This is a genomic window from Halodesulfovibrio sp. MK-HDV, from assembly GCF_009914765.1.
Taxonomy (GTDB): domain Bacteria; phylum Desulfobacterota; class Desulfovibrionia; order Desulfovibrionales; family Desulfovibrionaceae; genus Halodesulfovibrio.
The window spans coordinates 104,650-126,427 of sequence record NZ_WYDS01000015.1 but is presented as its reverse complement, the minus strand read 5'-3'; the positions used below and the strand labels follow the sequence as shown (position 1 = coordinate 126,427).

The window sequence follows — 21,778 nt, the reverse complement described above, 5'->3', positions numbered from 1 at the left end:
TTTGAATTAAGGCACCCACCGTCTACCATCCGTAGATCAAAAATATTGGGCGTAATTTTCCGTCCTATCTAATATTGACAATTTAAGTCTTAAGAATAGACACGGTATGATTGTCATCATACCGTGTCTTTCAATATTTCAAACAGTAAGGGACATAGCACCATGGCGAACTACTTTACACGCGAAGAATACGAAGACAGAGAATTTGTCGGACAAGACTTATCCGATGAAAAGATTCGCGACATATCCTTCTTCAACTGCACCTTTGAACGATGCTCATTTCAATACGCAGACATCAGCCACAGTTCGTTTGACAACTGCGAATTCAAGCACTGCAATGTGTCCCTGACAAAGTTTGAGGGAACCCATGTCTTTGATGTTAAATTCATAGGCTGTAAACTTATGGGCATCAACTGGGGTAGCGTGAGAGGACTCTTCAAGGCAGACTTTACTGACTGTATTTTGGATAACGCAGTCTTTCCGGATGTGAACCTGAAATATTTCATCTTCAAAGGCTGTTCTTTCGATGGTGCTTCTTTTGTTGATACAAATTTGACCCACGCGGTCTTTGATGACTGCAACTTGGGCGGCTGTCTTTTCGATAACACAATCCTCACGCAAGCAGATTTATCCACTGCCTACGGATACGCCATTGATGTTTCAAAGAACACAATTAAGCAGGCCAAGTTCTCCCTGCCGGAAGCAGTTTCGCTGCTACGAAACTTTGATATTGAGTTAGTGTAGCCAAGTTAATTTCCGAATTCCTCACACGGAATCATGCAAATTTCTCAGTGTAGAAGTCCAGTTAAAATAAAAAAAAGAGTTTACGCCACTATTTCAATCCCCTTGTGCCACTTAGCTCATGCTCACCCCATTAAGAGCAAAAAATTTTGCTTCACCTCTCCTGTGACGGCGTCTTGTAAACACAATTCCCGCAAAGCGGCATAAGCGGCGGCCCAATCACGCAAGTGCTCATATCGCCCCCTATCTATTTTTACAAAAATTCACAATCTCAGGCTCTCCATGGCTTCATGGAGAGCTTTCATGCTGTCCCCTATTGCACTTTTTCACAATCTAACACTTTAACTATCTGAAAATAAATGCTTTGCACAAAAGTAAATATTTATTTACATCGCCACCTAAGCAAAAACTTAAACCAGCCGATCAACTATCTATACATGTACACCCGACAGCATGTGGCTATTGGGTGCCTACATACTTTTTTATTGCATATATAAAAAGTATAGAGGGCGGGGGCATATATTTTGTGCATGTATTTTAGTTACTCTGCTTTGCACTCTATTTAAACGGTGTTCAGCATGAATTTTATAATATTACTACGCTCTCATTGCATTGCTAACTTCTTAACTACTTGAGAGAGAATATGCAGTTTCTAAAAAACCTACGCGTTACTGTAAAGATTTGGGGTGGATTCTCCCTTGTACTTATTGCAATGGCATTCTTATCAACAGAATCTATTGTTAACCTACAAAACAATAAAGACGGGTTTGCTTCGTACCGTGCACTTGCACGTGACACAAACCTCGCTGGCAGACTTCAAGCAAATATTCTGCTTATGAATATTGCTGCAAATGAATACATTAAGAACTCTTCGCAGGCAGCCCTTAATGAATATCAGACTCGTGAAGCAAACATTTTAGAATTTCTAATTACTGCTAAGAAAGAAATTCAAAATCCGAAGCGTGCTGAGCTTGTGACTTCTATTGAACAAGACGCAAACAAAATTGTCGCAGACTTTGCATCCTACCGTGATGTAAACAATGTAGCCATTCAGGAACGATCTGAGGGACAAAACGTTACGATTCTATTAGATCGCGCGCTGAATGACACCATTGAAACTTCCGGTAGAACAAACCCACAGTTTGTACAGGCGCTGTCCAATTGCGCTATCGCCTTTACACAGGCACGCATGAGCATTCTTACAGCGCTGTATGCACCGACGGTTACGCTTAATAAGGATCATCTCAATTCCTTAATGATCCGTACTAAGGAACAGCTTCTTGTTGCAGAAAAATATATGTACGACTCAACCGAGCGTAGCGCTTATCGACGTTGTACATCTCTCCTTACTCAGTACACAGATATCGTACAAAAGCTCTACGGTAGCATTACAACTCTGCGTGAGCTGAATAAAGACATTACCAGTCATGGACAATTGGCAGCATCTAAAGCAGAAAAAGTAAAACTTTCTGTTATGGCTGATCAGGACATTCTGGGTCCTAAAATGCAAGCCAACAACGTTGAATCACTCAACGCCCTGCTCATGTACGCCGCCGCAACGCTGCTCATTACACTGCTCTTATCTTTCTTTACCTCCCGCTCCATCACCAAGCCGCTGTCTCTCATCCATGCTTTTGCTAATTCATTAAGCAAAGGTAACCTGTCTGCTCAGCTTGTGATTACAGAAGAAAACGAAATCGGTGCCATTGCCAACGCTCTTACCAAGATGGGCAACACCGTTTCTGATATGGAACGTGAATTAGACACGCTTGTTACCGCCATTGCTTCCGGTGACATTATGGCAAGAAGTACCGAGTGCGAACTGGCCGGTGGCTATCAGCGTGTTCTCGACAATGCGAACAGCATGGCGGACATGTTCACCCACTTTACGGATGCCCTGCCGCTTCCTGTTCTCATGCTCGATTCATCCCTTAACGTTCTGTATGCCAACACACTTGCTCTGTCCCTTGCCAATACAACGTTGAGAGAATGCAAAGGTAAGCCGTCTTCCACCCTGTTTGCGACAGAAGACTTCCAGTCTGTGGGATGCGCTTGTACCAACGCCATCAAATCAAAATCAATCCAGAAAGCCTCAACCACTGCGAAGGCTCATAACCAGACTCTTGATGTTGACTACATTGCTGTTCCGGTCATTCAAGATGGTCAGGCTGTGGGTGTTATGCAGGTTCTGCTTGATCAGACAGAGATCCGCAGTGCCCAGCGTAGAATCCAGTCAGCAGCGCAGGAAATTGAAACAATTTCTATTCGCCTTAAAGCAAACAGCAACAACCTTGCTGACAACTTTAAAGACGTAAGCGACGGCGTTGAAATTCAGACACAGCGCACCGCAGAAACTTCCACAGCTATGGAGCAGATGAACGTTTCTGTTTCCGAAGTTGCTATGAACGCAGCCAAAGCGCATACCAACGCGCAGGAAGCTAAACAAGAATCTGAAAACTGCTCCTCTGTTGTCTTCAACTCAGTGCAGTCCATTTCCGAAGTAAGCGAAACAACCAAAGCACTTCAGCAGAACACTACGGAACTGAGCGGGCAGGTTGATGCCATCGGTTCCATCATGAATGTTATTTCAGACATTGCAGACCAGACAAACCTGCTCGCACTGAACGCCGCGATTGAAGCTGCACGTGCCGGTGATGCAGGTCGTGGTTTTGCGGTTGTTGCTGATGAGGTTCGTAAGCTTGCAGAAAAAACCATGCAGGCCACCGAACAGGTATCAAAAAGTGTAAGCACTATTCAGTCTGCTGCTCAGCACAACTTTGAAATCGTAGGCAACTCTGCAATTACTGTTGAAAAAGCCAGCGCGCTTGCAAGTGAGTCCGAATCATCACTGCGTACGATTATGGGTCTTATTGATCAGAACTCAACACAGGTGGGCGAAATTGCCACAGCATCTGAAGAGCAGTCCGCAGTATCCGAACAGATTGCACGCTCCGTTGAGGAAGTTGCTGAAACTGTCCAGAGATCCTCTGAAGGTATCAGCGTCTCCGCAACCTCCATTCAGGAAATCGCAGCCATGTCTAACGAACTGCATAACCTTGTGGGCGACATGACAGCTTCTTAGCTAACAACTGTATAAGAAACCCCCTCTCAAGCGCTCTGCACTTAAGAGGGGGTTTCTTGTTCTCATCCCCAAATTTTCAAACAAGTTCATTTTTCGAAACTGCGTTTCTATCGGAAATAATTTGAAACCGCTTCGAAAGCCCTGAATGTATCTATGGCGTAATCATAATTAGGTGTATCCCAAGTTGAGAACTTAACTATGACCAAATCGATGTCCTTATCGATATAAACCATTTGTCCACCGTACCCCAACGCCGACATAATTTTTCGCTTGTTATCTGTTATCCAGAATTGTCCTGAATAAGCGCCTTTAGGGAGCATCTTGTAATAATTCTTAAAGGCGTTGTGGTCTCCCTGGCGAAGTCGTTCTATCCACTCTTCAGAAACAATCTGCTGACCGTCAAAACGACCACCATTAGCGACCATCTGTCCCCAGCGAGCCATATCGCGCAGTGTCGCACCAAAACCACCCATCACAACACTTGCGCCTTCTCTATCAACCATACACTGGGCATCTTCTTCAGCGCCCAGCTTCTTCCAAATTCTTTGGCTCATTAATTCTGCTGCCCCGATCCCCGTTACACGCTCCATTATCCATCCAAGTATGTCTGTTTCACTTGAACGATAATGGAAAAGGCCATCAGGCTTTTCATATTTATTCATTGCAGTAAGGAACTGGCGGTTGGTTGCAGGTCTACCTAGACCGACATTTCGCCATCCGACTGCTGCCTCATGCATCCAAACTTCAGCCACCGGATTATCAAACTCTTCTCTATATTGAACGTCTGAACGCATATCCAAAACATCAACAACCTTCACACCATCCCATGAAGTACCTACCAGTTCCGGTATATAGGTAGTAACCAATTCATCCAACTTGATCTTACCTTCATCAACATAGGTACCAAAAAGAATGCTCGTCATCGACTTGGAAACACTCATCAGATGATGACGGACGTGCGGAGCAAGACCATTGAAATACGCCTCAGTGATAATCTTACCGTCCTTGAGTACCAAGAAGCCATTTGTATAGGTTCGATCCAGCAATTTCCCGAGCGATTCTTTTTTACCTAACAAATTTTCAAAGGTAATGCCTCGAAGATTCTGAATGTCATATTCGAATGATACTTCTTTCTTATCTCCCCTCCAAACAACAGCTGTAGGAAAGGCTCGGCTTATTTGCTGATATACAAAGGCATTACTGGGCGCATTTTGCCAACTACGACCAAAATCTGAAAATGGATCACCTCGCAACTCATCAACCATTGCAGGCAAAAATCGCGCATCCTTTGGTGCTTGCCCAGTAGGATTTGCCAGTTCCGGTAACTGTCGTGCGTCCTTTGGAGCTTGCCCTGTACTCTTAGCCTCAGGAACAATAAGCGAGAAACAAACCAGAAATATTAACACTACAATCATTTTGGTTTTCATTAGAAAAACTCTCCTGACGTATCTGAATAATTTCAAAAAACAGCTGGCTCCTCGTTACTGGCAATCTTGTGCATGAGCATATTGAATATAGTTATGTCGAGTATGGCTATGTCGAGTTCAATCAACCTTGCTAGTTAACAGACAAACTCATTCTGCCAGAGATGCCCAATGAATAAATGATGACCAGTAGAATCGAGAGCCTACTTTCAGAATACTAGAATTCTCCTTTCTGTCAAAAATGCCGTAGAATATTTACTCTACACCTGCTTGCCCAAGCCACGCCTTTGCTATTTGAACTGTATCTCTTTGTTTATTGGTAGATACGCATAAAAAAAACGCCCCCGATGAATACATTCATCGGGGGCGTTTTCTTAAACTTTGGAATAATCAGATACGTTATACAATAAACATTGTCGCTAAACCAAGGAAGATAAGGAAACCACATCCATCGGTTATCGCGGTTAAAAATATGCTTGATGCCTGAGCAGGGTCACGTCCGAGTTCTTTAAGAATCAGCGGTATGGATGCACCGGCAAGTGCGCCCAATAGCATATCCAACCCTAAAGAAGCAGCCATGACCTGAGCAAGTAGCAGGTTCTGTGTAAAGAGGAATACTCCCAGCATAACGAGCAGGCTTACAATAAGCCCGGTCAACGCACCTACTTTGGCTTCACGCAGTACTGCCTTCCAGCTTTTACCGCGGTCAAACCGCTCTACTGCCAGCTGCCTAATCATAACAGCAAGCGCCTGTTGACCAGTGTTTCCTGCTTGGTTTGCTACAATCGGCATAAGTACAGCAAGAATTGCCATTTGCGCGATGGAGCCTTCAAACAGGAATACTACGTACGCAGACACACTGGAGTTCAACATATTAATAAACAACCACGGCAGGCGAACCTTTACAGATTCCAGCCATGGGGTATCGACGGTTTCGTCCTGACCCGCACCAACCATGCCGAGCATATCTTCTGTAGCTTCGTCATGAATAATGTCGATGACGTCATCATAGGTAACAACACCGAGCAGTCTGCCTTCGTAATCCACAACAGGCAATGCCATGAAGTTGTAACGGGACAAAATATGCGCTACGTTCTCTTTATCTTCATCAAAGAGAACAGAAATAAGACTTTGATCGGAAAGTTTTTCTTCAAGAACAGTACCGGGACGGCACAGAAGCAAGTTACGTAAGGAAAGCACACCTACAAGACGTTCAGCGTCGTCCACAAGATACGCATAGTATGGAATCTCTTTATCTTCCATCTCACGACGAATGTGCATAATAGCTTGATCTGCGGTGAGTTCCTGCCCGAGAATAATAATCTCGGTGTTCATGATACCACCAGCAGTATCCGGATCAAAAGCGAGCAGATTACGAATCTCTTCCGCATCGTCGTCTTCTAACCGTTCAAGCAATACATCCCTATGTTCTTCATCCAGTTCATCAAGAACGTCAGTCGCATCATCCGGTGACATCTCCGAAAGAATTCGAACAGCCACGTCAACGTCGAGGTTCTCAATAATATCCGTCTGGGCACGGTCTTCCATTTCGGCAAGAGTTTCAGCAGCATCTTCGGTAGAAAGATGCTCCATCATGCAAACCTGCTTCTCAATGGAGAGATTTTCTATATGATCAGCGGCGTCTGCCGGGTGGGCAAACTCGCCAGAAAAAATCGCTTTCACTTCATCAGGGCAGTTGTTTTTGGACGTAACTACCTTATTTTCTTCAGAAGTTTTCGCGACTTCATCTTGTTTGTCATGCTGCTTTTTTGTATCAGTCATGCTCTACCACCTGAGACCCACGAGCGTGTGAAATTTATCATTTGTCAAGACCGCTTGACGAAACTGTCGCAGCCACCTAAACACCGCCTAAGAGGGATGGAACGACCCCCACCCACTTGGCTTTGTGCCTCTACCATTAAGAGGGTCAATAACACAATCCATGCATACAGAAAAATTTGACTCATTTTTTCAAAATAACGCCCGAATCCACCTGAATAGCGCTATCAAACTTGCGTTAGACGAAGATGGACCGGATTTGACCTCGGAAGGAATTTTTCCTCCAGGTCACACGTTATCTGCGCAGATTATCAGCAAAGAAGACACGCTAGTCGTTGGTCTTCCGCTTATTCCGCTTATCATGGACGCTTGTGCTGATACGGAATGGTCATGGAATGCCCTTACCGATGAAGGCGATCTTGTTCCAGACCGAACCGTAGTAGCAACTATTAAGGCCGATGCGAGTCATTTGCTAAAAGCAGAACGTATCATTCTTAATTTTATAACACATCTTTCTGGCATTGCGAACCTGACCAAGCTGTATGTTGATCAGCTTAAAGGTTCCGGCACTGCCTTATTGGATACGCGTAAGACTTTGCCTTGCCTGCGTTATCCGGAAAAATATGCTGTTCTTATGGGTGGCGGGCAGAACCACCGTAAAGATTTAACAGAAATGCTCATGCTGAAGGACAACCATATTGACCTTGCGGGCAATATGACTGCTGCGGTAGAAAAACTGCGCGCAACATATTCTCCGTGTCCTCCAATTGAAGTTGAATGTCGTAACATGGAAGAGGTACACGAAGCCGTTGCCTGCCATGCAGACAGAATTATGCTGGACAATATGGATATTCCCGCTGTTCAGGAAGCACTTAAACATATTCCTGAATCTATTGAAACCGAAGCCAGCGGCGGCGTAACACTCGAAACAATTCGTAGTATTGCTCTTGCTTCTGACCTAGGACCGGATTACATATCTGTCGGAAGACTGACCCATTCTGCTCCTATTGCAGATTTCAGCATGCTTGTAAGCGAATAAGTCCTCATTATACAGATTGAAACAGCCCTGTACAATGCAGTGTATGAGAAAAAACTAGTATTCATGAACAGTTAATAGCATGTAACTTTTTTGTTTTTTCAAAATAACGCACGTCAGCCGTAGGCACAATTTCAAGCCGTACGGAAACAAGTACCCTATGGGTGCGCTGCAATGTACTATTTTGTCGCAAACTGAATCTGGAGAATAGATAATGAACCAGTATCAAAAAAGAATTACCGAGCTTCGGGAAAAACTGGGTGAAGACCTTATTATTATGGGTCATCATTACCAGAATGATGCCGTAATACGCCACGTTGACTTAACTGGCGATTCTCTCGAACTTGCACGTAAAGTGACAACCATTGATGCCAAGCACATTGTTTTTTGCGGTGTGTATTTCATGGGCGAATCAGCAGAGCTGCTCGCTAGTGAAGGGCAGAATGTATATTTACCGGAAGACGATGCCAACTGTGTTATGTCTCAAATGGCTCCATACACTCTTGTAGACAAAGTACTCACCCGCATTAAAGAATCCGGTCGTAAAATTGTTCCGCTTACATACGTTAACTCTTCCGTTGCTGTTAAAGCAGTATGCGGCAAGCATGGCGGTTCTGTTTGCACTTCTGCTAACGCAGAAAAAATGGTGCGCTGGGCTATGGAGCGCGGCGACAGTGTTCTCTTCCTTCCAGATAAAAACCTTGCGCGTAACACCGCAAAAACTATCGGCATTCCTGAAGAGAAATGGCACATCCTGAATGTCAGAGGCGAAGGCTCCCAGATCGATATGGACGCCGTAAGCAAATCTGAACTCATCATGTGGCCTGGCTGCTGCGCAATTCACGCTCGTTTCAACGAACGTCAGATTGAAGCTGCACGCACCAAATACCCAGATGTGAAGATCGTTATTCATCCGGAAGCTGCCCCGGACGTTATCGGAAAAGCTGACGCAGCCGGTTCAACATCCTTTATTATTAAGTACGTTGAAGCTGCACCGGAAGGTTCTAACATCGCCATCGGTACCGAGCTTAACCTCGTTGAGCGCCTTGCCGACCAGTACGAAGGGTCAAAGAACATCTTCCCATTGCTGGAATCAACCTGTTCACACATGGCACTCGTGACAGAGCCTAAGTTGCTCAAAACACTTGAAGCTATGGAGAACGGTACAGCTAAGCCTGTTACAATTCCAGCGGGTCTTGTCGAGGACGCAAAAATCGCATTAGAACGTATGCTGATCGCCTGCGCTTAGTTATTTTTTCTTAAGCTTAACAGGATGTTGTAATGAGTGATATCCGTCACTACACAACGGTGCTCGTCATTGGTTCCGGCATTGCCGGTTGTACCGCTGCCCTGCGCCTTGCTGACGAAGGTGTACATTGTACACTTATTACATGCAGTTCTTCTCTGGATCACGGCAACTCTCCTCTTGCCCAAGGCGGAATCGTTTTTAAAGCAAATGATAACGATAGCCAACGGCTGGAAAAAGACATTCTTACTGCCGGACACAACTTTAACTCTATAAAAGCTGTTCACAACATTGCGACCTTAGGGCCACATGCTGTGGAAGACATTCTGGTTAAACGCCTCGGGATTCCTTTTGCCAGACAAAAGGCACCTTCCGAATGCGAATGGGATTTAACCAGAGAGGGCGGACACGACGCACCACGTATTCTGCACTGTGCAGACTACACAGGCCGCGCCATTATGGACGGATTGATTCGTGAAATCACGGCGCATCCGAACATTACCGTCAAAAAGAACAGAACAGCTATCGACTTGCTCACAAGCCACCACCATGCAGACAACCCTCAGTTCATGTATGAGCTGGAGAACGAATGCATCGGTGCTTACGTCTACAATGAAGACGAAGAGCGCGTTGAAACCATGTTAGCAGACTACACCATTGTTGCCACCGGCGGCATCGGTCAAATTTACCTGCACACAACTAATCCGCAAGGCTCCATCGGTTCCGGTGTAGCAATGGGGTTCCGTGCCGGTGCAACAGTCCACAACATGGAATTTGTTCAGTTCCACCCTACAGCTTTCCACCACCACTCCGGGCAAAAATTCCTGATTACGGAAGCAATGCGCGGCGAAGGTGCCAAGCTTATGAACTCCAAGGGTGAGTACTTCATGCCTAAGTACGATAAACGTGCTGATTTAGCACCGCGAGATATTGTTGCTCGCGCTATCGTGGATGAAATGCTCAAAAATGACGACGATTGCGTCTACCTTGATACGATGGAAATGAAGCACGACCTTGCGTCCCGCTTCCCTACCATCTACAAGCGCTGCCTTGAACTTGGTGTGGACATCCGCAAAGAGCCTATACCGGTTGTTCCGGCTGCTCACTATAGCTGTGGCGGTATTCTGGTTAACGAACACAGTAGAACCACCGTTGCACGTCTTTACGCTGTGGGTGAATGTAGCTGCACTGGTGTGCACGGCGCTAACCGCCTTGCATCAACCTCACTGCTCGAAGCACTTGTATGGGCAGATACTGCCGCTCAGCATATTAAAGAACGTGCGCACATTAATATCACTCAGGAATTGCGTGACGTCGTTCCAGATTGGAATTCGCTCGGTGGCGACCATAACGACGACCCTGCTCTTATCGCGCAAGACTGGAGCAGAATCCGTAACACCATGTGGAACTATGTAGGTATTACTCGTACCTCTCAGCGCCTAACTCGCGCTCACGAGGATATGAGGGATCTTTCCAAACACCTGCATAATTTCTACAAGAGTACGCCGCTCTCTAAAAGGCTTATCGATCTTTTCCATGGCTGCCTTACCGCGTATATCATTACCATGGCAGCGAAAAGAAATACTAGAAGCATTGGCTGCCATTACAGAGCAGACTAAGCCTACCAGTATACCCCGTTTTGTTTTGAATGATTTATGTACTAAAAAAAGCAACATCTTTGGATGTTGCTTTTTTTGTTTTTGTTTTTTTGTCTCCGACGGCTGGGCTGAAACTTTTTGAAAAAAAGTTTCCCCCAGACCCCCATCCAAAACTTTTATTTACGAGTCTAGTTCATTTTTTATGGTAGTTCGCGGCTTAGGTCACACAAGTCTTATTCAGAAAGAACACATACTAGCAAAAAGTTATACTACGAAATCAATCGCCTTGCGGGTCTCTCTGACTTTTCCTATGAACTCACCAGCAGCAACATGTGCAGGGTGATTAGCATACGCTGCAAGGCCTTCTTCATCATCATACGTAGCCAACAAGATAACCTGTACCTTTTCTGTCGTGGTAGAAGTAAAACATGTTGAAACTTCAAAAGATCGCACTGAAGGAATCTTTTCCTCAAGGCTTCGCAGGAGTGTTGCAACTTTCTCCGCGTTTTCTTCTGCAAACGCCCCTTCCGCTTCGTCCTTCATTGTAAACCATACGATATGCTTAATCATTTCTTCTACCCCAATCTAGCTATAGCTAAAATTTGTCATTGAAACAGAACAGCAGCGTCCTGAACTCTAAAAAAAGGTCGTGGAGATTAAAACACGTAACGAATCATTTTCACTTAATCCTTCGACCACTTGCCCTATCTGTAGCAGACTGGCCTCGTCATATGGACGGCCTATCAATTGAGCACCAAAAGGCAAACCGGAAGAATGAATCCCGGCAGGCACGCTCAATGCGGGGAATCCGACAAGGTTTGCCGCAGCATTCATCCGAATAAGTGTCTCGAGAACACTCTCTTCCTGCCCGTCAGGCCATAGAAACGTCTTCTGGTCTCGTGTCGGCGCAACCATAGGATTTGTAGGAGCAAAAAGCACATCAATCTGCTCGAACATTGCACTCCATGCCCTGCGTAACGCAGCTTGCATTCTTTTGGCCTTAAGATAATCCTGCGCCGATAACAAGCTACCAGCCTGAAGAAAATCTCTTACATCATCACCATACAGTTGTGGCGTTTTCCGAATTGGCTCGGCATGAACCGAAGCTGCTTCCGGCATCACAATACCCCATTGAGTAGGCAAAATAGCATCCGTTAACGGCACGGTGACTTCAATCAGTTCGGCACCCAATGCTTCCAATGAACGTAAGTGTTCCCGCAAACTTTCTTCTATCTCCGAATCAATCTGGTCAAAAAAGAAATTCGACGGCACTCCCACACGTAGTCCAGATACCCCCCTTCCCAATTTTGAACCAAAACCATGCGCAACTAATTGGGGGATGGCTATAGCATCCATTATCGGTGCCACATCAGCAACCGTACGCGTAATCGGTCCCGCATGATCAAGCGAAGGAGATAAAGGAACAACGCCATCCAGCGGCACTAGACCGTAAGTCGGCTTAAGCCCGACAACTCCGCATAGCCCTGCAGGAACTCGAATTGACCCGCCTGTATCCGAACCTGTCGCGGCCAATGCTCCGCCATACGCCACAGCTGCTGCAGACCCACCACTTGAACCGCCCGGAGAATGATTCAACTCCCAAGGATTGCCGGTTTGCGGTGTCATCGCACCAAAGGCAAATTCATGCGCATGAGTCTTACCAAGAATAACAACTCCTGCATCGCGCAAGGCTCGAGTAACATACGCGTCTTTTGTTGCCATGTGTGTGCTGCGAACCTTCGAACTGGCGGTCGTTGCCACTCCTTTCATATCGAATAAATCTTTCAGAGCAATCGGAATGCCGTGTAATGGACTACGCCTTTTCCCTGCAACCAGTTCAGCCTCAGCTTGGCGAGCGTCACGAAGTGCCTGATCCGCAAATACAGTGACATATGCCCCAATAATATCATCAACTTGAGCAATACGTTCGAGGACAGACTTTGTCAGTTCCACTGGTGACATCGTTCCGCTTTCAAGCTCGTCAATTGCTTCGGTGAGGGACAACTCATACAGTTGCATCTTCATCCCTCCAAGCCAGATATTCATCTTGAAGCATAACAGTATCAAGAACGGCAATCTGGTTTCGCATGTACGTCAGATTTCCTGCCACAGTTTCCAGCTGTTCAACAGGCAAGGGTAAATTCTCACGCTTTGCCATCTCTGCTATTAACTCTGCTGTATACGGCTCTAGACTCATAACCACTGCTCCGTAAATTTATGAAACTGATTTTTCTCCGCTATCCATAACGAGTGTAATCTGTCACGTAGATGCAAATGGTTGATTTCTGACGAGTAGGGACAGCGTATTTTTTTTGAATAAAGATGTACGTCCGTTGCCTCACCAGACGAACAGTGCAAAGACCTGAACACCGGTAATTATCTGGAGAAAGGCAAAAAAGCAGAGCAAAAACCCAAGTGCGCCATGCGCAGCGCACAGAACCGCGCGTTTCTTTTTGAACAATTCCATCCAGTAACCGGTAATAAATGTGGTGAGCAACAACGGAAGCATGAACATGCCTACTATATAATGCTCACCTGTAATGCGGTAGTTGTTCCACTCCTTGTGGGTAAAATACAACCCTACGCTGATACCAACTAGCCAGAGAAAGATTGCTATTTTACCGTACAGCACATGATGATTCCACGGAAAAGAGAACTTCATTTGCCTATGAACAACTAGGAAGCGTTTTGCGCCCCAGTACATTGCAATGTATCCAAAGACGATACCCAATAGCTGAATGGCTGGATGAATATAGAGGTGAAGTTTTGTTCCTTGGATCATAAAAATCCCCCCGCAACGGCTAGAGTTGTATCTCGAGTTGCCTAAAGTTGCACAAGAACGGCTCCGAACAATATGCATATAGATGCGATATCAAAGAGATAAAATGACGTTAGCCGCGTCAACGGCAGCATACTTCCGGCTAAAAAAGCACTTCCCAATATTGTTCCCACTAGCGAAGGAACTCCAAGTCCCCATGTGCACACCAAGGCAAAGATCATAACGCTGCACACATAAGCGAAGTACCAGATACGCATAAGCATTTTTTGATGCATAAGAACAAAATAGCTCACAGGAATAGGACTAAAGCGGGATAAGTACTCTTCTTTGTGTATGTATATACGCATCCACACATGCGGAATCTGCACAAGATACCAGATTACGCAGTTGGTAAGAATAAGCGGATTGAACATGCTGCCGCCAGCGGCAACCCAGCCCATGAGCGGCGGCATTGCTCCAGCAATACTCCCTACCAGAAGAGCAAACGGTGTGCGGCGTTTCATGGCGGTATACAGTCCGTTGTAAATGACTAGCACCATAGCGGCTACGATCAAAGTTCGACTGGATGCAGTCATGGCGTAGAAACTCATAGCCAGTGAAATCCACAGGACTGCTATCATGATGGCCGTTTTAGAACTCATGTAACCCTGAGGAAGCGGACGCGTCATCGTGCGGGAAAAGTACCCGTCTGTGCGTTTTTCCTGCACCTGATTAAGAGCGGAACAACCAGCGCAGAGGAAAAAGCTACCAAAACCTGTTGCAAACAGTGCTATGGAAAATTCTGGTGAATGCAACAGATAACCGAGCATAGACACAACGGCCACAGCCACAGAGACTGGAACGCGCGCAAGAACAAACAGATTCGTAAGTAATCTGCGTGTATCCGTCTTAGCTTCTAAGCGATAGACATTCATGTTCCCTCCTCTGTTTATTGTTTGTCACTTTTTTTACGATCTTCATCAGCCGTTAACGTCTTCAAGTACTCCGCAATGGCGGTTATCTCGTCAGGCGTTAAGGTGTCATACGCTGGCATCATGACTTTCCAGCTTCCGTCGCGCACAGTTTCCGGATTCCGTAAAATTTGTTCCAGAACTGCCCTGTCCATTTTTTTGCGGATACTAACTCCGCCCTGCTGTAACAGGAGGCGCTTACCCCAAATGCCTTTCAGGGTTGGTGCTTCAATTATGGAACCATCTGTTGAATGGCAGGATAAGCAGCCGTTATCTTCCAACAGCACTTTCCCGTCCGTTTTTTTTTCAATCTCTCCGGTCATCCACCCGATCATAAGCGCAAGATCATCTTCAGACACCTCCCCTTTGTAGGAAGGCATAACTGCGGGATACCCTTTGGTTATTGACTTGTTCGGCTCATAGATGGCCTCTCGTAAATATTTCTTGTCAACGACGATGGTCTTTTCGTTACCATCAGGTTCTACAACAACCTGCTTTGTGCCGAACAGGTTAAGCAATGACGGGCCTGAACCTCTGCTGCCGTCCAGAGAGTGGCAACCTGTACAGCCGTAGTTTTCAAACAGAGCAACCGCCGTTTGCTGTGCTTTGGATTCACTTTTCAGCCATTTTTCATAATCTTCCCTGCTCACCACTTCAACCGTGGAAAGCATATTCGCATGCTTAATGCCGCAGTATTCAGAGCATAAAATATCGTAACTACCCAATGTCCTCGGATCGAACCATGCATATGTTTCCATCCCCGGTACAGCATCCATTTTTATTCTGAATGCCGGAATATATAGGCTATGAATAACATCGTCAGATGTAATATTCAGACGTATTGGCGTACCTACAGGAACATACAAAACCTTGCTTCGCTTGCCGTCCGGATATTCAAAGCTCCACGAGAACATGCGCCCTACAACCTGCACCTCCATTGCACCATCCGGTACAGAACGCAGTGCTTTAAATCCAATCCAGCCATAGTAGAACATGGAGATAACAAGCAGAGACGGCAGCAGTACCCATATAATTTCGAGCCATACATTATCTTTTAATTTAGATGCAACAGGATGCCGCTCATGGTGATAACGGTACACCATAAACAGCGCCACCAGCGTAATTCCGAACAGGAGTACGATGGATATTCCAAAGATAACGTAGAATGCAAAATCTACTTGTTGTACCGGATTTATCGGCTGATCCATAATGACCTCATTAGTAGCGCCACCCTACATCAAAAAAAGTCATACCTATTGCGATGCCAAGCATTAAGAAACACAGCAGGACAAGATAGGCGAAAAATGTTTTTTCATATTTCAGATACATATAGTAGTACACAATAAGAAACGCTTGTATCGAAGCGACAACAAGTGTGAACACTACATCAAACAGACCAAAATCTATGCGGGAAAGAACCACTGTAAGAATTGTCAGTACTAAAAGTGCCAACAACACATACGTGTTCTGTTTATAGGACCCACTATGGATTTTTCGTCTGTGCGTCATGATAAGGAACCCTCACGCAATCAAATAAAAAAAGTGGAAAAATAAAAACCCAAAATCAAATCTACAAGATGCCAGCACAGAGCTGCATTTTCCAGCAGTGCATTATCTTTCCAGTTAATTTTGCCTATTTTCAACCACCAAAATGCGAATAGCAACAAGCCGCACCCGACAGCCACATGAATTCCGTGCAGACCGGTCATCAAGTAATACAATCCAAAGAAAAGAACTTCGCCGTCCGCTTTAGTCGCGAACAGGGAGGAGTTGGGATACAACCCCTCAGAAATTTTGCTATGCCACTCAAAGCCTTTGTTCACTAAAAAAATAAGTCCTAAAAGCACTGTCAGTAACAGCATGCTTCGGCTCATCACAGTACGTTCTCTATGCAATGCACTGATGGACATAGCTATCGTCCACGAGCTTACAAGCATTATGACGGTATTGAATGTTCCGTAAAACAAGCTAAGTTTTCTACCCGCCACATAAAATTCATTCGGAAAACGATACAAGTACGCTGCATACAATAAAAACAGTCCGCCGAAGAGTAAAAGCTCTGTGAGCAAAAACAGCCACATTCCAAGTTTTGCGACTTCCGGATCTTTAGCAGGCATCACCGTTCCCCGCGTTCCGCGCACTATCCAAAAACTCGTATGGCCCTGAAGTCACGACAGGCTCTTCTTCAAAATTCTCATGCGGCAATGGTGAAGCAATCTTCCATTCCAGCGTTTCGCCGCCCCACGGATTATCCGCAACAGGCTTGCCTTTAAACGTACCGTACAGCACGTTCACAAACATCATAACCAGTCCGGCAAGCAGCACCCATGAGCCCAAAGTTGAAGCAAACTGCAACGGCGCAAATTCCGGCAGGTAATCATAATACCGGCGCGGCATTCCCTGAAGCCCCAGCAGGAGCATTGGAAAATACAACCAATTAAAGCCCACGAACAATACGACGCATGCCCACTTTGCAATTCTGCAATTGTACATGCGGCCTGAAATTTTCGGCAGCCAGTAATGCATTGCTGCAAAGAATCCAAAGCCCAGTCCGCCGAATATTACATAGTGGAAATGCCCCACCACAAAATATGTATCGTGCACATAAATATCCGGCCCCGCAGCGCCCAGCACCAGCCCCGTCAGTCCTCCCACTGAGAACAGAAAGATAAATGCCAGTGCGTACCAGAACGGCGGATCAGTATAAATCGAGCCTTTGTACAGTGTCGTCACCCAGTTAAACACTTTAATTGCTGAAGGAATGGCGACAACAAAGCTTAAAAAAGGAGAAAACCAGCACGGCAAAATCGCTCATGCCGCTTGTAAACATATGGTGCGCCCACACCAGTGAGCCTGCGAAAGCAATCATCAGACTCGAAAATGCCATCATCTTATACCCGAAAATATTCTTCCGCGCGAAGACCGGAATGATATCCGAAATAATGCCCATGGCAGGTAAGATCATGATGTACACAGCCGGATGCGAATAAATCCAGAACAGGTGCTGATACAACAACGGGTCGCCCCCCTTGGATGGGTCGAACATTCCGACACCAACGAAACGTTCGACCATCACAAGGAGCACTGTTATTGCCAGAATTGGCGTCGCAAGGATCTGAATCCACCCTGTTGCATACAACGACCATGTAAACAGCGACAGACGCGTCCACGTCATGCCCTCGCACCGTAATCTATGGATTGTTGTTACAAAATTCAGACCTATAAAAATTGACGAGAAGCCAAGAATAAACACAGCAAAAACAGCAAGGCTCACATTAGTAGACGTGACCTCACTAAACGGCACATAAAACGTCCACCCAGTGTCCGGCGGGCCCCCGCCCGTAAACAAAGAGCACACGATCAAAATTGCACCGAAAATATACATCCACCACGAAAGCAAATTAATACGCGGAAACGCAACATCGTCCGCGCCCAATTGGATTGGTAAAAAAATATTTCCGAACGTTGCAGGGACGCTCGGGATAACCACAAAAAAGACCATGATGACGCCGTGTAATGTGAAAAGAACATTGTACGTTTGCGCGTCCATTAAATCCATGCCTGGACGAATAAGTTCGAACCTCATAAGGCCACCGAGCGTAATGCCCACCAAGAAAAACGCCATAATCGTGTACAAGTACAGTACGCCAATCCGTTTATGGTCGAGCGTAAACAGCCATGAACGAATCCAGCCTTTGCCGTCCTGCGTCGGCTTATAAAATGCATCTATGTTTCGGGCTGGTGACACGGCGTTTCCTTTTTTCTGTATGCCTTCGGTCTGTTATGTCTTCGACGAGCCTTCGGCCTGTTGTGTCTTCGACGAGCCTCCGGCGGCTGGGCTGAAACTTTTTGAAAAAAGTTTCCCCCAGACCCCCTTCAAAAACTTTTATCCACACATTTCACCGCTAACGCTTGGCTACTTCAATGTCATCTTTGTTTGAAATCTTAGGTAATCTTCTGACTTCACAATCTTTCGGTACAACAAGGTAAGATAATTCTCGTAAAGTTCTCCAACATGTCGTGCTCTCCAAGTACTTCTATGGACGCGGTACAACTGTTGATTACGTTCTCTCACTCGTATGCTCCACTTGATTGAAGGTATGTTTTGAATCTGCCATAGTTGTTCAAACTTCAGAATCAATCACACAGCAAACATCAGGTAGTCCGCGTAAAGCTCTCCTGCGCCTTAATCAGCGGACTGTTATCAAGTAGTAAAAGGGTTGAAGATTATTACAAAAGGTTACTGGTGGTATTTCAAGGCACCAGAAAGTGCCGAATAATGAACACTGCCAAAGGAAAAAGTGCAAACACAAGCGTGCTGGTCAGTCTTACTCTTCACGTTTCTTTTTCCGTTTCTTCTTGCCCCCGAAGGACAGAATCAACGCAAGAATTACAACAAATCCGATCACACCGAATCCGGCAATTTTCATTGTATCAAAGACATACTTTTTGCCCTTAGGATCATAAGAAAAGCAGAGCTGCGCTATGCGTTGAACAGAGAACAGCGGCGTGTCTGTTTCACTTTCTGTTAACGCCATAGTCACATCAAATGGAAGAATATTAGTGCCGTAAAGATAGCGGGTAATCCTTCCTTCAGGCGACACGGCCACAAGAATAACCGGATGCACAAAGTCTTTACCGATACGCTTAAACCTAAAGCCGATCTCGCCCATTAACGTATCGATGCTTTGTTTATCGCCAGTAAGAAATTTCCATGCATCCGGTGGGAAGGATGGGTCAGCTGCATGCAGTGCATGCATAAAATTTTTCTTCTTCTTTGCTGCCAGCTCCGGTGTGTCCAATTCATCAAAACTTACCATAATTATCCGGTAATCTTTATCCGGACTAAGGCGCACACTAGGCAGCACTCCGGCAATGGAGCTCATAAGAATATGACAAACGCCCGGGCAGGAATAGTACACAGGCGCAATAAGTACGGGTGATGTCATTAGTGAACGAATGTCGACCCGCTTGCCTGTGGAATCTGTAAAATAGATTGGTGTTGTTATGGTTTCACCAAGACGCTCTGTAACTCCTGCTTCAACAGAATCTGGCGCTGGCGTTGGATGCACATGACCGGACATATCCGGCACGGAACCATCATTTGGCGGCAATACACTGCCTTCACGATTCTTCGTGTTTATGTGCAGGGAATGCCCTGCGTTATCGGTGGCATCAGAACCAGAGTGTACATCATGCATCTGCGAACTCTGATCATTCATCTTTTGTGGTGAATCCGTTGATGGTGAATTAGCTGGTGCTGAATGATTCATATGATCGGAAGAGTCTTGCAATGGACTTTGCGCTTCAGTGCTTTGATTCGGTTTCTGAACAGGCTCCTCAGCACGGGAAAGACTGACAAGAAGAAACAAAGCAAAGGCTGCAATCACAGCAAAGCGTAATATTCGTATAAAACCGCGTTGTTTAAATACTGACACGGAAACTCTCCCGATCTTTGTAATAAGCTAAAATGTACTAATGTATTCGGACACTTTAACGCGGTCTTCTTCTTTCATACGCTTAGCAATACCGACCATGATGCTTTTTTTAGAACCACCGTATGTACCGTCAGCGTATCCGTTTAGCTTTTCAAGAACTTGATTAGCGGTCTGGCCTTTTAGCGGCTTGCCTACACCAAGAGCCATTGTTTCACCTGACTGCCCATGACATCCAGCGCATGATTTATACAGCGGTTCACCGGCGGTACCACTTGCAACACTGAGGGAAGCACAGACCAACAGGAAACTACAAATTGCAAAACAGACTGCCACTTTCTTCATCATAATTCTCCGTTGAATTCGTGAAATATAGATTTAAACCATAACATACCACCAACAATGGAAAAAGATCAATAGAGCAATCGTTGATAACTCTTCTTCCCTTTAAATTTCATATTTTCCGCGTAGACCCTACGAATCTACAGCCTGCGTCAGTGCTACAGGCTTTCTTCAAACCGTCTGAAACAAGACATTGCCGCAGCCAGTGACAAGACAAAAAAAAAGACGCCCCGAAAGGGGCGTCTTTATGTCTACGAAGCGAGAGATACTTACACAGTACCATCTGCATGGTTGTGGGATTCCACTTCTTCCTCCGGAATTTCGTTCGGGCTGAATGCGTAAAGCACTGGGCTTGCAACGAAGATGGAGGAATAAGTACCAACAGTTACACCAACAAGAAGTGTCAGTGCAAAGTCGTGAATAATTCCACCACCGAAAAGGAAGAGAGAAACCAATACCAACATTGTAGTACAGGAAGTCAGCAACGTACGGCTCAAGGTCTGGTTAACAGCCTTGTTAATTACTTCACCGTAAGTTGGTGCGGTACGCTGGAAGATGTTCTCACGGATACGGTCAAATACGATAATAGTATCGTTAAGAGAGTAACCAACGATGGTAAGCAATGCTGCTACGATGGTCAGGTCAAACTCTTTACCGAGAAGGGAAAGAATCCCGACGGTAATAAGAACGTCGTGAATAAGCGCAATAACCGCACCGAGTGCGAAATTGAGCTTCAGCTTCCAGCAAATACCAAGCGTAAGCAGCATAGCGATGAGAACCTGCAACTGCTTCGGAGTACCCATCAAGTCGAGAAGGTACATACCGGAGGCAAGTCCTGCGGCCATGATGCCCGCGGTAAACCAGCGTTGCTCGAATCGACCGGAGATATAGATAGCGATAAGAAGTACTGCAAAGTACAACGCTTCTAAAGCTGCGGAACGAAGGTCAGCACCAATCTTTGGACCAACCATATCGAGGCGTTCAATGGAGAATGTATTGTTCGGCATACTTTGACCGAACTGCGCTTTCAGAATCTCTGGAAGACGCTTGTCTACTTCACCAACAGAAGAGATACGCAAAAGGTATTCGGTATCACCGTCGCCAAAACGCTGTACAGAAAGTCCCTGAAGTTTAGCACTTGCGAGACTGTCTTTAATTTCCTGAGGCTGCACTGCGCTGTCAAAACGAACCTGTGCAAGTACACCACCGGAAAAGTCGATGCCGTACTTAGGGCCGCCGTGAAGGATGAGGGAGCCAAGGCCAAGCAAAAGGAGCGCAAGGGACAATATAACTGAATATTTACGCAGTCCGATGAAATCAATCTTGCTGTTTGGTTTAATAATGCTCAGACCCATGATCTATCTCC

At 45.6% G+C, this 21,778-nt stretch carries 20 protein-coding genes; 5 read left to right on the top strand and 15 right to left on the bottom strand.

From position 1 onward, the window contains the following. Window positions 1-162 precede the first annotated feature (162 nt). On the top strand, window positions 163-744 hold the full coding sequence (locus MKHDV_RS12690) for a pentapeptide repeat-containing protein (RefSeq protein WP_160715850.1): 582 nt from the start codon (window positions 163-165) through the stop codon (window positions 742-744). A 640-nt stretch (window positions 745-1,384) separates the two neighbouring features. Continuing rightward, window positions 1,385-3,823, top strand: a complete 2,439-nt coding sequence (locus MKHDV_RS12685; protein WP_160715848.1) for a methyl-accepting chemotaxis protein — start codon at window positions 1,385-1,387, stop codon at window positions 3,821-3,823. Window positions 3,824-3,930: 107 nt separating this feature from the next. Here the strand turns inward: MKHDV_RS12685 and MKHDV_RS12680 are convergent, their stop codons facing one another. Both MKHDV_RS12680 and mgtE read right to left on the bottom strand, forming a co-directional pair. After that, entirely contained in the window at window positions 3,931-5,250 is a 1,320-nt protein-coding gene (locus MKHDV_RS12680) for a serine hydrolase (protein WP_160715846.1), read from the bottom strand. 396 nt (window positions 5,251-5,646) lie between these two features. Continuing rightward, the gene (mgtE, locus tag MKHDV_RS12675) at window positions 5,647-7,029 is read right to left on the bottom strand and encodes a magnesium transporter (RefSeq protein ID WP_160715844.1); all 1,383 of its coding nucleotides are present in this window, start codon (window positions 7,027-7,029) and stop codon (window positions 5,647-5,649) included. Window positions 7,030-7,189: 160 nt separating this feature from the next. Between mgtE and nadC the strand changes: the two genes are divergently transcribed. The 3 genes from nadC to nadB all read left to right on the top strand — a co-directional run bounded on the left by nadC (window position 7,190) and on the right by nadB (window position 10,927). Next, complete coding sequence (gene nadC / locus MKHDV_RS12670) at window positions 7,190-8,065, top strand: carboxylating nicotinate-nucleotide diphosphorylase (RefSeq protein ID WP_160715842.1); 876 nt, start codon at window positions 7,190-7,192, stop codon at window positions 8,063-8,065. Between the two features lie 211 nt (window positions 8,066-8,276). Further along, on the top strand, window positions 8,277-9,311 hold the full coding sequence (nadA, locus tag MKHDV_RS12665) for a quinolinate synthase NadA (RefSeq protein ID WP_160715840.1): 1,035 nt from the start codon (window positions 8,277-8,279) through the stop codon (window positions 9,309-9,311). 32 nt (window positions 9,312-9,343) lie between these two features. After that, window positions 9,344-10,927, top strand: a complete 1,584-nt coding sequence (nadB, locus tag MKHDV_RS12660; RefSeq protein WP_160715838.1) for an L-aspartate oxidase — start codon at window positions 9,344-9,346, stop codon at window positions 10,925-10,927. A gap of 243 nt (window positions 10,928-11,170) precedes the next feature. Here the strand turns inward: nadB and MKHDV_RS12655 are convergent, their stop codons facing one another. The 13 genes from MKHDV_RS12655 to secF form a co-directional block, all read right to left on the bottom strand. Beyond that, entirely contained in the window at window positions 11,171-11,476 is a 306-nt protein-coding gene (locus MKHDV_RS12655; protein WP_160715836.1) for a Dabb family protein, read from the bottom strand. Window positions 11,477-11,542: 66 nt separating this feature from the next. After that, complete coding sequence (locus MKHDV_RS12650) at window positions 11,543-12,925, bottom strand: amidase (RefSeq protein WP_160715834.1); 1,383 nt, start codon at window positions 12,923-12,925, stop codon at window positions 11,543-11,545. Continuing rightward, window positions 12,912-13,103, bottom strand: a complete 192-nt coding sequence (locus MKHDV_RS12645; RefSeq protein ID WP_160715832.1) for a hypothetical protein — start codon at window positions 13,101-13,103, stop codon at window positions 12,912-12,914. Before MKHDV_RS12645 ends, MKHDV_RS12650 begins: the two co-directional genes overlap by 14 nt. Before the next feature lie 141 nt (window positions 13,104-13,244). Further along, a complete protein-coding gene (locus MKHDV_RS12640; RefSeq protein ID WP_160715830.1) occupies window positions 13,245-13,688 on the bottom strand; it encodes a DUF4079 domain-containing protein in 444 nt (147 codons plus the stop codon). Between the two features lie 41 nt (window positions 13,689-13,729). Continuing rightward, on the bottom strand, window positions 13,730-14,599 hold the full coding sequence (locus MKHDV_RS12635) for a UbiA family prenyltransferase (protein WP_160715828.1): 870 nt from the start codon (window positions 14,597-14,599) through the stop codon (window positions 13,730-13,732). A gap of 14 nt (window positions 14,600-14,613) precedes the next feature. Then, window positions 14,614-15,843: a cytochrome c oxidase subunit II gene (gene coxB / locus MKHDV_RS12630; protein WP_160715826.1), complete on the bottom strand. Its 1,230-nt coding sequence runs from the start codon at window positions 15,841-15,843 to the stop codon at window positions 14,614-14,616. A 10-nt stretch (window positions 15,844-15,853) separates the two neighbouring features. Beyond that, a complete protein-coding gene (locus tag MKHDV_RS12625) occupies window positions 15,854-16,144 on the bottom strand; it encodes a cytochrome C oxidase subunit IV family protein (RefSeq protein ID WP_216846923.1) in 291 nt (96 codons plus the stop codon). A gap of 20 nt (window positions 16,145-16,164) precedes the next feature. Next, window positions 16,165-16,752: a cytochrome c oxidase subunit 3 gene (locus tag MKHDV_RS12620; RefSeq protein ID WP_254060475.1), complete on the bottom strand. Its 588-nt coding sequence runs from the start codon at window positions 16,750-16,752 to the stop codon at window positions 16,165-16,167. Continuing rightward, window positions 16,742-17,368, bottom strand: a complete 627-nt coding sequence (locus MKHDV_RS18980) for a cbb3-type cytochrome c oxidase subunit I (RefSeq protein WP_254060474.1) — start codon at window positions 17,366-17,368, stop codon at window positions 16,742-16,744. Before MKHDV_RS18980 ends, MKHDV_RS12620 begins: the two co-directional genes overlap by 11 nt. A gap of 13 nt (window positions 17,369-17,381) precedes the next feature. Continuing rightward, complete coding sequence (locus tag MKHDV_RS18975) at window positions 17,382-18,383, bottom strand: cbb3-type cytochrome c oxidase subunit I (protein WP_254060473.1); 1,002 nt, start codon at window positions 18,381-18,383, stop codon at window positions 17,382-17,384. A gap of 580 nt (window positions 18,384-18,963) precedes the next feature. Next, entirely contained in the window at window positions 18,964-20,073 is a 1,110-nt protein-coding gene (locus MKHDV_RS12610) for an SCO family protein (protein ID WP_160715820.1), read from the bottom strand. A gap of 27 nt (window positions 20,074-20,100) precedes the next feature. Then, window positions 20,101-20,418, bottom strand: coding sequence for a c-type cytochrome (locus MKHDV_RS12605; RefSeq protein ID WP_160715818.1), 318 nt, complete (start codon window positions 20,416-20,418; stop codon window positions 20,101-20,103). Window positions 20,419-20,681: 263 nt separating this feature from the next. Then, on the bottom strand, window positions 20,682-21,767 hold the full coding sequence (secF, locus tag MKHDV_RS12600; RefSeq protein ID WP_160715816.1) for a protein translocase subunit SecF: 1,086 nt from the start codon (window positions 21,765-21,767) through the stop codon (window positions 20,682-20,684). Window positions 21,768-21,778: the final 11 nt, after the last annotated feature.